We start from the raw sequence: 14,602 nt of genomic DNA, 5'->3' as shown, positions 1-14,602 counted from the left end.
ATTTAATTCATTATAAAGATGATGCAACTGCTGGTAATGGGGTAAAACATGATCAGTTTGCTGGTAAAGGGGTTTTAAATAATACGATTTCTTGTATTATTTTCGATATGCTTGAAGAAGCTGGAATTAAAACACACATGATTGAAAAATTAAATGATCGTGATGTATTAGTAAAAAAAGTAGAAATTTTCCCATTAGAAGTAATTATTAGAAATATTACAACTGGTTCTTTTTGTAAAAGATTAGGAGCACCAGAAGGAATTGTTTTAGATGAACCAATCTTTGAAATCAGTTATAAAAATGATGATTATGGTGATCCGCTTATCAATGAAGATCATGCAGTAGCTTTAAAATTATGTACTCGTGAAGAATATAATTTTATTAAACAAGAAACTTTAAAAATCAATGAATTATTAAAAGAATTTTTCTTGAGTTTAAATTTGAAATTAGTTGATTTTAAAATTGAATTTGGTAAAACACCAGAAGGTGAAATTCTGCTTGCTGATGAAATTTCTCCAGATTCTTGTCGTTTATGGGATGTTGATACTAATCAAAAATATGACAAAGATGTATTTAGACAAGATATTGGTGATTTAATTGAAACTTATAAAGCTGTTTTAGCGAGAATGCAAAAATAAAAAAGGGGAATAAAAATGGATTATAAAAAAGCTGGCGTTGATATTGAAGCTGGATATAAATCAGTGGAATTAATGAAAAAACATGTAAAAGAAACAATGCGACCAGAAGTTTTAGGTGGTCTTGGTGGCTTTGCTGGTGCTTTTGATTTAAGCAAGATCAAAGAAATGGATGAACCAGTATTATTATCAGGGACAGATGGTTGTGGAACTAAAGTTAAATTAGCATTTATCATGGATAAACATGATACAATTGGAATTGATGCTGTCGCGATGTGTGTTAATGATATTGCCTGCTCTGGAGGAGAACCATTATTTTTCCTAGATTATATTGCTTGTGGAAAAAATTATCCAGAAAAAATTGCAACGATCGTAAGCGGAGTTGCTGAAGGTTGTAAACAGTCTGGCTGTGCTTTAGTTGGTGGTGAAACAGCTGAGCATCCAGGTTTAATGCCAGAAGATGATTATGATTTAGCGGGATTTGCCGTTGGCGTAGTTGATAAAAAAGAAATTATTGATGGTAAAGATATTAAACCTGGCGATGTTTTAGTAGGAATTGCTTCAAGCGGTGTTCATAGCAATGGTTTTTCATTAGTGCGTCAAGTATTTGAAATGTCTAAAGAATCATTAGATACATATTATGATGAATTAAATAAAACATTAGGTGAAGCGTTAATCGAACCAACTAGAATTTATGTAAAAGCGTTAAAGAAAATCAAAGAAGCCGGGATTAAGGTTAAAGGATGCAGCCATATTACTGGTGGTGGATTTGATGAAAATATTCCAAGAATGTTACCTGAAGGAGTTAATGCTGTAATTAATAAAGATAGCTATCAAGTACCAGCAATCTTCAAATTGATTGCTAAAAAAGGTAATGTTAGTGAACAAGTAATGTATAATACTTTCAATATGGGAATTGGTATGGTCATTGCTTTAGATCAAGAAGATGTTAATGAAGCTATTAAAGCCATTAATGAAGCCGGTGATAAGTGTTTTGTCATTGGTAAGATCGAAGCTGGTAATAAGGGAGTTACATTATGTTAAAAAAGATTGCCGTTTTTGTTTCAGGTGGCGGAACAGATTTGCAATCAGTCATTGATGCTGTTAATCATGGCAGCATCAATGGTGAAATTGTATTAGTAGTTTCAAATCGTAAAAACGCTTATGGTTTAACCCGGGCTAAAAATGCCGGAATTGAGACTGCGGTCGTAAAAAAAGATGATCAATTATTAGTCAAGATGCTTCAAGAACGGAATGTTGATTTAATTGTATTAGCGGGTTATCTGGCTATTTTAACTGATGTATTGATTGATGCCTATCCAAATAAAATTATTAATATCCACCCTTCATTAATTCCTTCATTTTGTGGACCTGGTTTTTATGGAATGCATGTCCATGAAAGCGTACTAAACAAAGGAGTTAAAGTTACTGGGGCCACAGTTCATTTTGTAACTGGTGAAGTTGATGGGGGACCAATTATCTTACAGGAAGCCTGTAATATTGATGATTTAGATAATGCTGAAGATATTCAAAAACGTGTTTTAGAAATTGAACACCAGTTATTACCTAAAGCAGTAGCATTATTTTGTGATGATAGAATAGTTGTTGAAAATGAAAGGGCTAAGGTGATTTAAAATGAAAAGAGCATTAGTAAGTGTTACTAATAAAGATGGAATTGTAGAATTTTGTAGTGGCTTAGTAGAATTAGGTTATGAAATTGTTTCTACTGGCGGAACTATGGCTAAATTACAAGAGGCTAATATTCCTTGTATTGCCATTGATGATGTAACTGGTTTTCCAGAAATTCTTGATGGACGGGTTAAAACGTTACATCCTAAAGTTCATGGTGGTTTATTATATCGTCGTGATGTTAAAGAGCATGTAGAAACAGTTGAAAAAATGGGAATTCAGCCAATTGATCTAGTATGTGTTAATTTATATGAATTTGAAAAAGCCTTAAAAGCTGGTAAACCAATGGCCGAAATGATTGAAAACATTGATATTGGGGGACCATCAATGATTCGTTCAGCTGCTAAAAACTTTAAAGATGTTTTAATTGTAACTGATCCTAGTGATTATGATGATGTCTTAGCAGCAATTAAAAATAATACTGATGATTTTGATTTTAGATTAAATCTTGCATATAAAGCCTTTTCAACTACTGGAGCCTATGATGCAATGATTTCTCGTTATTTTGCAGGAGTTGTAGGTGATGATTTCCCTGATACATTAAATATTAGTTTAAAGAAAACAGAACATTTACGTTATGGTGAAAACTCACAACAAAGAGCAAACGCTTATGTTGATCCATTTGTCCAACATAGTTTATTAGACTATGAACAGTTACATGGTAAAGAAATATCTTTCAATAACGTTAATGATTTATATGGTGCTGTTGCTTTAGTTCGTGAATTTAAAGATCAAATCGTTACGGCTGCCATTAAGCATTCAACACCTTGTGGTGTCGCTATTGGAAAAGATGGTTATGATTCTTATATGAAAGCTTATGAAGCTGATCCTCAAAGTATTTTCGGTGGTATTGTTGCGGTAAATTATAAGATTGATAAAAAAACAGCCGAACAAATGCATAAGATCTTCTTAGAAATTGTTGCGGCTCCAGACTTTGATGATGATGCTTTAGAAGTTTTAAAGAAAAAGAAAAATTTACGAATTTTAAAATTAAATACTCCAACAGTAAGAGAAGCTAAATATGATATTAAATATCTAGAAGGTAAAGTTTTAGTTCAAGATATTAATACTGAAATGATCAAAGAAATGAATTGTGTTACTGAAGCTAAACCAACTGACAGTCAAATTAGTGATATGGAATTTGGTATGCGCGTGGTTAAGTTTGTTAAATCTAATGCTATTTGTATCGTTAAAAACGGGGTAACTTTAGCTGTTGGCGGTGGCCAGACTTCAAGAGTATGGGCATTAGAAAATGCAATTCATAATAATCCAGATAAAGATTTCAATGGTGCCGTTTTAGCAAGTGATGCTTTCTTCCCATTTAGTGATTGTGTTGAAGTAGCTTATAAAGCCGGAATTAGTGCGATCGTACAGCCAGGTGGTTCAATTAGAGATCAAGATTCAATTGACTACTGTAATGAAAAAGGTATTCCAATGGTATTTACTGGATATCGTCATTTTAGACATTAATAGAAAGGTATTAAAAAAAGATGAAAGTTCTTGTAATTGGCAGTGGCGGTCGTGAACATGCTATTGCTTATAAATTAAATCAAAGTGAAAAAGTTGATGAAATCTATGCAATTCCTGGTAATCCAGGGATTGCTAAGATTGGTAAATGTATTGCTGGAAATGTTGAAGACAATGAAATGATCGTAAAATTTGCTAAAGATAATCAAATTGATTTGACGGTCATTGGTCCTGAAGTGCCATTATGTAATGGTCTAGCTGATGATTTGGAAGCAGCGGGATTGTTGGCTTTTGGACCAACTAAACATGCCGCTACTTTAGAAGGAAGTAAAGCTTTTTCTAAAGATTTTATGATTCGTCATCATATTCCAACAGCACGTTATCAAGAAGTAAACAGCTATGATGAAGCAATCAAAGCAATTCAAGATTTTGATTATCCATTAGTAATCAAAGCTGATGGTTTAGCGGCTGGTAAAGGTGTTGTCATTGTTGAAAATGAAGATGATGCCAAAAATACCTTAAAAGAAATGATGATTGATGGCAGTCTTGATGGAGCCGGAAGTAAAGTTGTTTTAGAAGAGTTTTTAACTGGTTTTGAATGTTCACTATTATGCTTTGTTGATGGTGATACAATTGTTCCAATGGTAAGTGCTAAAGATCATAAGCAAGCTTTTGATGGCAATCTTGGACCTAACACAGGTGGTATGGGAACTGTTTCACCAAATCCGTTTTTACCTGAAGGAATGGATGAAATTTTTGAACAAGAAATTTTAAGACCATTTATGGCGGGATTAAAAGCTGATCAGATGGATTATCGCGGGGTTGTTTTTATTGTTTTAATGATTGAAAATAAACAGCCTAAAGTATTAGAATTCAATGTCCGTTTTGGTGATCCCGAAACTCAATCAATCATGTTACGTTTAGATAGTGATTTATATGATATCATGGTTGCCTGTGCAACTAAAACTTTAAAAGATGTTGAAGTTAAATGGAATGATGAGCATGTTGCCTGTCTAGTTTTGGCTAGTGGTGGTTATCCAGGAAGTTATCCAAAGGGATTGGAAATTAAACATCTTGATGAAGTTGAAGATTGTGTGATCTTCCATGCTGGTACAGCCAACAAAGACGATAAATTAGTTACTAATGGCGGTAGAGTTTTAAATATTTGTGCTACTGGCAACTCTTTAGAAGAAGTTAGAGAAAAGGTTTATAAGGCAGCTAAGATAATTGATTTTGACGGTAAGTTCTACCGTAATGATATTGGACTTAGATAAGGGGGATGAAAATGAGTAGTGTAAAGCGAATTTATGTTGAAAAACGACCAGCTTATGCAACTGAAGCAAATGAAACAAAACAAAATTTAACGCAACAGCTGGGTATAAAAATTAATTCACTAAGAATTATTAACCGTTATGATGTTCAAGGAATTGATGATGAAATCTTAAAACAAGGGATCAATACAATTCTTGCTGAACCAATGGTTGATGATGTTTATCAAGAAAATTTCCCTGTAAATGATCAAGAGTCAATTTTCGCAATTGAATTTTTACCAGGGCAATATGATCAAAGAGCCGATTCATGTAATCAATGCTTTGCAATTTTAACTGGTAATAGTGATGCTAAAGTAAAATGTGCTCGTGTTTATGCAATTGATCTAGATGGTGATAAAGAAACTGAATTAAAAAGAATTCAAAATTTCTTAATCAATCCAGTTGATCAAAGACTAGCAAGTTTAGAAAAACCAGAAAATTTAGATGATGCTATTATTGATATTAAACCAGTCCCAACAATTACAGGCTTTAATGAATTAGATCAGGCCGGTTTAGAAAATTATTTAAAAGTAAATGGAATGGCAATGAGTTATGATGATTTAAAAGTAACTCAAGATTATTTCAAAAACGAAGAAAAACGTGATCCAACGGAAACTGAATTGAAAGTGTTGGATACTTATTGGTCTGATCACTGTCGTCATACTACGTTTGCAACAGTTATTACTGATTTAGATATTGAAAGTGGTGCTTTTAAAGAAATTTTAGCTAAAGATGTTGAAGATTATAAAACTAGTCGCCATTTAGTTTATGGAATTGATACTAAACGGCCGCTTACTTTAATGGATTTAGCGACTATTTCAATGAAAGAATTACGTAAAACTGGATATTTAGATGATTTAGAAGTTTCTGAAGAAATCAATGCCTGTTCAGTAGAAATTACTGTTCATACTAGTGAAGGCGATGAACAATGGTTATTAATGTTTAAAAACGAAACCCATAACCATCCAACAGAAATCGAACCATTTGGGGGAGCAGCAACTTGCTTAGGTGGTGCGATTCGTGATCCTTTATCAGGTCGGGCTTATGTTTATCAGTCAATGCGTATTACAGGAGCTAGTGATCCTCGTAAATCATTAGAAGAAACGATTCCTGGTAAATTACCACAACGAAAATTATGTAAAGAATCGGCTCATGGTTTTTCATCTTATGGAAATCAAATTGGTTTAACTACTGGATATGTCCATGAAATCTATGATGATGGCTATATGGCTAAAAGAATGGAATTAGGTGCTGTTGTTGCCGCAGCTCCAAAAGATCAAGTAAAACGTTTAGAACCATTAAAAGATCATATTGTTTTACTAATTGGTGGACGTACTGGGCGTGATGGAATCGGTGGTGCTACTGGTTCATCAAAATCTCATGATGTTAAATCAATTGAAACAGCTGGGGCTGAGGTTCAAAAAGGAAATCCAGTTGAAGAAAGAAAAATCCAGCGTTTATTTAGAAATAAAGAAGTAAGTGAAAAAATTGTTCGTTGTAATGATTTTGGAGCTGGTGGGGTTTGTGTTGCCGTTGGTGAATTAGCACCAGGCTTAGAAATAAACTTAGATGCTGTATTGAAAAAATATGAAGGTTTAACGGGAACCGAACTGGCAATCTCGGAATCTCAAGAAAGAATGGCAATCGTTATTGATCCTAAAGATGCTGATTTTATCAAAGAACAATGTAGCAAAGAAAACTTAGAAGTTGTTCAGGTAGCTGTTGTTACTGATCAAAATCGTTTGGTCATGAAACATCAGGGACAAGATATTGTTAACATTTCTCGTGATTTCTTAGATGCTGCAGGAGCTAAACGTTATCAGGATATTAAGATTACTTTACCTGATTTTGAAAAGACACCATTTGATGAAGTACCACAAACTAATTTTGTTAAAACGGTAAAAGAAACTCTTTCAAAATTAAGTGTTGCTTCACAAAAAGGGTTAATTGAAATGTTTGACTCTTCAATTGGTAATGGAACAGTATTATCACCATTTGGTGGCATTAAATATCATAGTGAAGTTGAAGGGATGGCTGCTTTAATTCCAGTATTGGATAAAGAAACAACAACTTGTTCAATTATGGCTTATGGCTATAATCCAGTTATCTCTAAATGGTCACCATATCATGGGGCTATGTATGCAATTGTTGAATCAGTTGCCAAGATCGTTGCTATGGGTGGTAATTATCATAAAATTAGATTTTCATTCCAAGAGTATTTTGAAAAATTATTAGATAATCCAGTTAGCTGGGGAAAACCGATGGCAGCATTATTAGGTGCTTATCGCGTTCAAAGTGCTTTAAAACTAGCATCAATTGGTGGTAAAGATAGTATGTCAGGATCTTTTGAAGACTTGCATGTACCACCTACATTAGTATCTTTTGCCATCACTAGTGGTGAAGTTGATGATATCATGACACCTGAAGCTAAAGAAACTGGCCATGTTTTAGCGGAAATCATGATCAATAAAGATGAATTTAAAGTATTTGATTTCAATCATTTACAAAAACAATATGATGCAATCATGGCTTTAATGAAAGAAAAGAAAATTTATAGTGCTTATACTGTAAAAGATGGTGGAATTATTGAAGCGGTTAGTAAAATGGCCTTTGGAAACGGTGTTGGGGTAGCATTCAATAATGAATATAGTTTAGAAAGTTATACTGTCCGTGATTATGGTAATATCGTAATTGAAGTTAAATCAGAAAAAGATTTAAGTGTATTTGACAGCTATCGAATTGTAGCAACTACTAATGATAGTGAAGCTTTATCTTATGGTGGTGATATGATTTCTTTAGATGAAGCCTATGCAGTTAATAAAGCACCATTAGAAAAAGTTTATCCAACTAGAGAAAAAGCACCAACAAGTGAAATCAAAGTTGCAGCATGTAAAACAAGATCAAATTTACAAGCTAAAGTAATCGTTGATGAGCCATTAGTTGTAATTCCAGTATTCCCAGGAACTAACTGTGAATATGATTCAGCTCGGGCATTTAAAAAAGCTGGAGCTAAAGTAGAAACAGTTTTAATTAGAAATAAAACGCAGTCAATGCTTAATGATTCAATCAATGAATTAGAAGCAGCAATCAAAAAAGCAAATATCGTCATGTTACCTGGCGGATTCAGTGCTGGTGATGAACCAGAAGGATCTGGTAAATTCATCGCTACTGTTCTTAGAAATCCACGCTTAAAAGCAGCGATTACTGATTTGTTAGAAAATCGTGATGGTTTGATGATTGGTATTTGTAATGGATTCCAGGCTTTAGTTAAATTAGGATTATTGCCATACGGTAAAATTAAAGATATGTCTAAAGATGATCCAACTTTAACTTTTAACACAATTGGTCGTCACGTATCCCAAATGGTTGATACAAGAATTGGAAGTGTTAAATCACCTTGGTTAAAATATGTAAATGTTGATGATATTTATACAATTCCAGTAAGTCATGGTGAAGGTCGCTTTGTGGCACCAAAGAAAGTGATGGAAGAATTATTTGAAAACGGACAAGTATTTTCACAATACGTTGATCCTAACCGTAAAGTTACTATGCAAACACCATATAATCCAAATGGTTCAATGTATGCAATCGAAGGAATTATTTCTTTAGATGGACGAGTAATTGGTAAAATGGGTCATAGTGAACGTCAAGGTGAAAACCGCTTTAAAAATGTTTATGGTGAAATGGACCAAAAATTATTTGAAGCTGGTGTAGATTATTTTAGAGGTGGAAAATAGAATGAATAAACAAGAGTTTGAATGTTTAACACTTTGCCCGTTAGATGGTCGTTATGCTGGGGTTAAAGATGCTTTAGGAGAATATTTCTCTGAATATGCTTTAGTAAAATATCGTGTTTTTGTTGAAATTCAATGGTTAAAGTTTTTAATCGAAAATGTTGAAAGCGATATTTTAAAAAGATTTGATGTAAATGAAATGGATAAATTAACAGCGATTGCTAGTGAGTTTAATTATGATTCATTTGCTCGCATCAAAGAAATCGAAAATACAACTCGTCATGATGTTAAAGCAGTTGAATATTTTATTGATGAACAAGTAGCCACTTTAGGTTTTGATTATTTACAAAGCTTTGTTCATATTGGATGTACTTCAGAAGATATCAATAATACATCTTATGCATGTATGTTAAAATATGGATTAAAAGATGTCTGGTTACCTAAAGCTAAAGAAATTGCAGCAATTATTGATAAATGGGCTGATGAACATAGTGAAGATGCAATGCTAGCCCATACTCATGGCCAGCCAGCAACACCAACAACAATTGGTAAGGAATTTAAAGTATATGCTTATCGCTTCTTATCAAGTATTGAAAATGTTGAAGCGGTAAAGATCAAAGCTAAATTCAATGGGGCAACTGGTAATTATAGTGCTATATTAACAGCTTTTCCTAATGAAAACTGGCCTGAATTAGCTAAAAAATTTGTTGAAGAATATTTAGGATTAACTTTTAATCCTTTAACAACTCAAATTGAAAGTCATGATTATACTTGCCATATTTTAGATGGTATTCGTCACTTTAATAATGTTCTAGTTGATTTTGATGTTGATATGTGGCTATATATTTCGATGGAATACTTTAAACAAATCCCAGTTAAAGGAGAAGTTGGAAGTTCTACAATGCCTCATAAAGTAAATCCAATTAGATTTGAAAATAGTGAAGCAAATATTGATATGTCTAATAATATTTGTGTAGCTTTATCAAATAAATTACCAAAATCAAGAATGCAACGGGATTTATCAGATTCTTCAAGCCAAAGAAATTTAGGTTTAGCTTTTGGTTATTCATTACAGGCAATCAATGAAACAATTAATGGACTAGCAAAATGTGTTGTCAATAAGGAAAAATTAGCTAGCGATCTTAATGAAAAATGGGAAGTTTTAGCAGAACCAATCCAGACAATGCTTAGAAAATACGGTGTTCCAGATGCTTATGATACTTTAAAAGCATTAACTCGTGGCAAGAGCATTTCTAAAGAAGATATCTTAAAATTTGCAGAAAGTCTAGATGTTTTATCTGATGAAGATCGTCAAACATTAGTAAATATGACACCGGCTGCTTATATTGGTTTAGCTAATCAGCTGGCAAAATTAGATTTAAATTCTAAATAAGTCGATAAACAGAAACATTGATCTTAATGTTTCTGTTTTCTTTTAATAAAAAATCAATACTATCTTGACTAGTACTTAGATATTCGCTAAAATAATGATACATTGAAAATAACCCTTGAGGGAGTAGTTGCCACTTATTTTAGTGGGTCAAGTCAACATACTGATTATAATAATAATCTGGCTTGTCTTAAATAACGAGACTCATATAGAACAATATTTTTGGCTATATCGAGTTTTTTATTTTGGTGGATTTGGATATAAGACTCGCGTATAACGAATATATTGTTGTATACGGGTCTTTTTCAATGAAGAAAAACTTGGAGGATAAAAAATGAATCAAACAAAAAAATATCTTTATCAATTAACCCCATTGATAAAATTATGTAAGAGCGTAAGATGTCAATAATTGAAATTGCTTTAATTGGGGTTGGTTTGGCGATGGATGCTTTTGCGGTATCTATTTGTAAAGGATTAGCGATGCGCAAGATGAATTATCGCCAGGCAATTATAATTGCCGGATTTTTTGGGGTATTCCAGGCATTGATGCCCGCACTAGGATATTTACTAGGAACAACTTTTGCAAACAAGATTGCAGTAATTGATCATTGGATCGCTTTTATTCTATTAGGTTTAATTGGTTTAAGTATGATTAAAGAATCATTTGAAAACGACGATGAAGAAAGCTGCCAGGATGAAAGACTTCGATTAGGAGATCTAATTATGTTATCAATTGCTACTAGTATTGATGCCTTGGCAATAGGAATTACATTTTCGTTCTTTGAAGTTCCACTATTATTAGCGATTTCTTTAATTGGAATCATTACATTTGTTATTTGTGTTATTGGTGTAAAAGTTGGAAATGTTTTTGGTAAAAAATATAAAAACAAAGCTGAATTAGCTGGCGGGATTATTTTAATTTTAATGGGAAGTAAAATTTTAATTGAACATCTATTTTTTTAGACAGTTTAAACTGTCTTTTTTGTTTATTGACAAGTACTAATATTTTAGTTAAACTATTAATAGTTAGTTATAGCTAACAGGAGGTGTTTTATGACAACTGCAATTATTGTAATTATTTTAATTCTAATTGGCTTGTATACAATTAAATCATATACTAAAAAACTAAAAGGAGGATGTTGTGGGGGTGGAATTGATGAAGATAATTTACCAATTAAACCTCATGATCGTAATAAATCCCATTATCAGTATTCTTATTCAATAATAATTAAAGGCATGTCGTGTCAAAACTGTCAAATGCGGGTTGAAAATGCTTTTAATAAACTAGATGGTTATTACATGCAGGTAAATTTACAAGAAAATACGGGACTTTTACTTACTAAACAAGAAATATCTAAAGAAAAAATCCAAGAAATAATTAAAGAAGCCGGTTATAAGGCAATCGATGTTAAACAGTTAAAAAGCGCTTAGGCGCTTTTTTATTTTTAGGAAGCTAAAGAATTACTAAAGATTTTATTAATTGCCTTTAATAATGAGGATAATTTGTTATAATACACATATCTTATGTAATGAAACGGGGATGGTATTTATGCAGAAACTAAAAAAATTAAACGATGCGATTTTTTTAGAAGTACGGGAACACAAAGCATCATTTTTTGTTTATATGACGCTTAGAATTTTAATTGTACTAACGATCATATATCAGTTCATTAATCAAAATTATGAAAATGTTTTTACTTGTTTGCTTACTTTACTTTTATTGATTATACCTAGTTTTTTCCAGGTGACTTTCAAGGTCGAGTTGCCTTCGACCTTAGAGATAATTATTTTATTATTTATTTTTGCTGCTCAAATTTTAGGTGAAGTCAATAATTATTATTTCATGTATCCGCAATGGGATACGATCTTGCATACAGTCAATGGCTTTATTGTTGCCGGAATTGGTTTTTCTTTAGTTGATTTATTAAATAAAAGTGAACGAGTTAAATTTGAATTGTCACCGTTATTTTTAGTTTTGGTTGCGTTTTGTTTTTCAATGACAATTGGGGTAATTTGGGAATTTTTTGAATTTTCGATGGATCAGTTTTTAGGAATGAATACGCAAAAAAATACGATTGTTACCACTTTAAATCATGCTGATTTATTAGCTGGGGGTCGAGTTTCTTTTCCGGTTGTTAATGAAGTTATTGTTAATGGTAAACAATTAGCGGGATATGTTGATATTGGTTTGATCGATACTATGGAAGATTTAATCGTAAATTTTATTGGAGCAGCTGTTTTTTCTGTTTTTGGTTTTTTCTATACTAAATATCCACGGAAGTTTTCTTTTTTAAAACGCTTTATTCCTAGAAGAAAAGATAAAGACAAGGATTATTTAAAGGCATTAGATAAAAATAGTTAAATTAACCAGTAATTGATACTGGTTTTTTAATTGTTAATAAAATTAACTTGACTTGAAGTATGATTTAAGTTTTATAATAAATAATAATATTTGGAGGTATTTTGATGAAAAAGATATTGATGATTTTTTTAGCACTAATCATTGTAATAGTGATGGTTGCCGGAAAATTTTATTATACAATTTATGCAAGCGAATATTCTTGTTTATTAGCAAGCGAAAGTAAAAATCTTACTACTGATCAATATTTAGAGATTGGTACATATAATGTTCACTCTTTGAATTATGGTAAAGCGGATTTGAAGAATTTTGTAAATGATGTTAAAGATTTACAATTAGATATCATCTGTTTACAGGAAGTTGATAAAAACGCCTGGCGCTCTGAAAACTTTGATATGGTTATGACAATGGCTAAAGAAGCCGGTTATCCATATTATCATTTTTATTCAACGATGTGGCTGTTAAATGGTTATTATGGAATTGGAATTTTAAGTCGTTATCCCATCACTGAAGTTTCTTCTCAGCTAATGCCTAATAGTTTGATCAAAGAACCGCGAATTCTAACTAAAACTATCATTCAATATGGTAAAATACCATTAACTGTTTATAATAGTCATGTGGCTTATGATGAATATCGTAGTAGCCAGTTAGAATTTATTGAAAATAATATTACTAATGATGGCTATACATTATTAGCTGGAGATTTTAATTATTTTTTTGGTTATAATCAGCCTTGGCAAATGGATAAGTTAAATAGTGTTAACGATGATGAATCATTGATGACTTATGGTAATTATGGCTGTCCAGATAATATCTATTACTCTAATCGTTTAAAATTGGTTGAACGGGCCGTGAAACAATCCTCTTTTTCTGATCATAATTTATTATATGCAAAATTTATGCTTAGTTAGTAAAAACTTCACATTAAGTTAAAAATAAGAGCATAGAATTAATTTATAAAGTAAAGTTGAGGAGATAATTATGGCAGTTAAAACTAATAAGATAAATGCTTTATTGCAGGAAATTGGATATAAAGAGTTAAATGTTGTTTATAATAATAAAGATATTATCATTAATCAGGATGTTTATCATTATCATGAAATTAGTGATGTTTTGTGTATTCAAGAACACTATGATTCTTGTAATTTAAATGCTAATCCAGGAATTAATTTTTTTAATGATCAGGCTTATCATTTAGATGGTGATGAACTTGATTATTTAACGGCTTTATTAAATGGTAATGAAGAAATCAAAATAGAATTAGAAGCAGTATATTTATTAATTCGTGATATTCATTACCATGAAAAAAGATATTTGGTCGGGATCTTTCCTAATGACGATGATGAATTACAGGCATGTAAATTAAAAGGCGAATCATGTGCTAAAGGAATCATTGGGTATTGTAATGAGTTGAATCAGTTAACTAAAGAAAGCGAAACTGATGAAAAAATGGAGTTTGAAAATATTTTAGAGTCGATTTTGAATCAATCGTTAAAACCAAAAGAAAATCAATTACCAAACATTAAAAATGAAATAACTAATAATCTAGTTAAAGCAAAAATGGAAATTGATTTAAAAGCGGGGATGTATTTTGAATCAATTAATTACCAGGCTGGCTGGTATGATATATATGTAGTAGCTGGAGCTGGGGAAATTGAATATCAAATAAATGATGAAGTTAAAAAGATGTTTTTTAATGTCGATGATAAATTATCAAATAGTTATCGTAATTTATATTTGCCAATCAATTCTTCGATTGCTTTAAATACGGGAATTGAATTAAAATTAGTTTATTTAGGAACTAATCCTAAATAACTAATTTGTCAATATTTTCAATAAAATAATGCAGTTGCCATAAAGAATGAATGTGATGATTATATTGATGTAGAATTATTTGATCATCAATTGATTGAGCTAAAAAATATTGGCGAGAACTGCTGCTGTGATTAATTAAGTCGTGAAGATCTTGATAATACATAATAACACCTCATTGATAGTTTGGCTGTTTAGTATTATTA

At 31.6% G+C, this 14,602-nt stretch carries 13 protein-coding genes; 12 read left to right on the top strand and 1 reads right to left on the bottom strand.

Going from position 1 to position 14,602, the window contains the following annotated elements:
* From purC to J7M77_RS12800, 12 genes are all read left to right on the top strand, one after another.
* A partial coding sequence (gene purC, locus J7M77_RS12855; RefSeq protein ID WP_296879206.1) for a phosphoribosylaminoimidazolesuccinocarboxamide synthase occupies positions 1-638 on the top strand: 638 nt, incomplete at its 5' end.
* Positions 639-653: 15 nt separating this feature from the next.
* Positions 654-1,679, top strand: a complete 1,026-nt coding sequence (gene purM / locus J7M77_RS12850; RefSeq protein ID WP_296879203.1) for a phosphoribosylformylglycinamidine cyclo-ligase — start codon at positions 654-656, stop codon at positions 1,677-1,679.
* The gene (purN, locus tag J7M77_RS12845; protein WP_296879201.1) at positions 1,673-2,269 is read left to right on the top strand and encodes a phosphoribosylglycinamide formyltransferase; all 597 of its coding nucleotides are present in this window, start codon (positions 1,673-1,675) and stop codon (positions 2,267-2,269) included. Before purM ends, purN begins: the two co-directional genes overlap by 7 nt.
* Position 2,270: 1 nt before the next feature.
* On the top strand, positions 2,271-3,794 hold the full coding sequence (gene purH, locus J7M77_RS12840) for a bifunctional phosphoribosylaminoimidazolecarboxamide formyltransferase/IMP cyclohydrolase (RefSeq protein ID WP_296879199.1): 1,524 nt from the start codon (positions 2,271-2,273) through the stop codon (positions 3,792-3,794).
* A 20-nt stretch (positions 3,795-3,814) separates the two neighbouring features.
* Entirely contained in the window at positions 3,815-5,065 is a 1,251-nt protein-coding gene (purD, locus tag J7M77_RS12835) for a phosphoribosylamine--glycine ligase (RefSeq protein WP_296879197.1), read from the top strand.
* Positions 5,066-5,076: 11 nt separating this feature from the next.
* Complete coding sequence (locus J7M77_RS12830; protein WP_296879195.1) at positions 5,077-8,838, top strand: phosphoribosylformylglycinamidine synthase; 3,762 nt, start codon at positions 5,077-5,079, stop codon at positions 8,836-8,838.
* 1 nt (position 8,839) lies between these two features.
* Positions 8,840-10,228, top strand: coding sequence for an adenylosuccinate lyase (gene purB, locus J7M77_RS12825; RefSeq protein ID WP_296879193.1), 1,389 nt, complete (start codon positions 8,840-8,842; stop codon positions 10,226-10,228).
* 396 nt (positions 10,229-10,624) lie between these two features.
* Positions 10,625-11,188 (top strand): manganese efflux pump MntP family protein, encoded by a 564-nt coding sequence (locus J7M77_RS12820; RefSeq protein WP_296879191.1) that lies wholly within the window; start codon positions 10,625-10,627, stop codon positions 11,186-11,188.
* Positions 11,189-11,278: 90 nt separating this feature from the next.
* Positions 11,279-11,656, top strand: a complete 378-nt coding sequence (locus J7M77_RS12815; protein WP_296879188.1) for a heavy-metal-associated domain-containing protein — start codon at positions 11,279-11,281, stop codon at positions 11,654-11,656.
* Between the two features lie 118 nt (positions 11,657-11,774).
* Positions 11,775-12,587 (top strand): hypothetical protein, encoded by an 813-nt coding sequence (locus J7M77_RS12810; RefSeq protein WP_296879186.1) that lies wholly within the window; start codon positions 11,775-11,777, stop codon positions 12,585-12,587.
* A gap of 104 nt (positions 12,588-12,691) precedes the next feature.
* Positions 12,692-13,495 carry an endonuclease/exonuclease/phosphatase family protein gene (locus J7M77_RS12805; protein WP_296879184.1) on the top strand — a complete coding sequence of 268 codons (804 nt, stop codon included), beginning with the start codon at positions 12,692-12,694 and terminating at the stop codon, positions 13,493-13,495.
* A 70-nt stretch (positions 13,496-13,565) separates the two neighbouring features.
* On the top strand, positions 13,566-14,399 hold the full coding sequence (locus J7M77_RS12800; protein ID WP_296879182.1) for a hypothetical protein: 834 nt from the start codon (positions 13,566-13,568) through the stop codon (positions 14,397-14,399).
* On the opposite strand, the gene J7M77_RS12795 is transcribed toward J7M77_RS12800, so the two are convergent.
* Positions 14,392-14,562, bottom strand: a complete 171-nt coding sequence (locus J7M77_RS12795) for a hypothetical protein (protein WP_296879181.1) — start codon at positions 14,560-14,562, stop codon at positions 14,392-14,394. The two genes, J7M77_RS12800 and J7M77_RS12795, sit on opposite strands and share 8 nt — an antisense overlap.
* Positions 14,563-14,602 lie beyond the last annotated feature (40 nt).

This window comes from Thomasclavelia sp. (assembly GCF_017889095.1).
In the GTDB taxonomy this organism is placed as follows: Bacteria; Bacillota_I; Bacilli_A; order Erysipelotrichales; family Coprobacillaceae; genus Thomasclavelia.
Note: the sequence above shows the minus strand (reverse complement) of the source record. Positions and strands in the feature narration are given on the sequence as shown.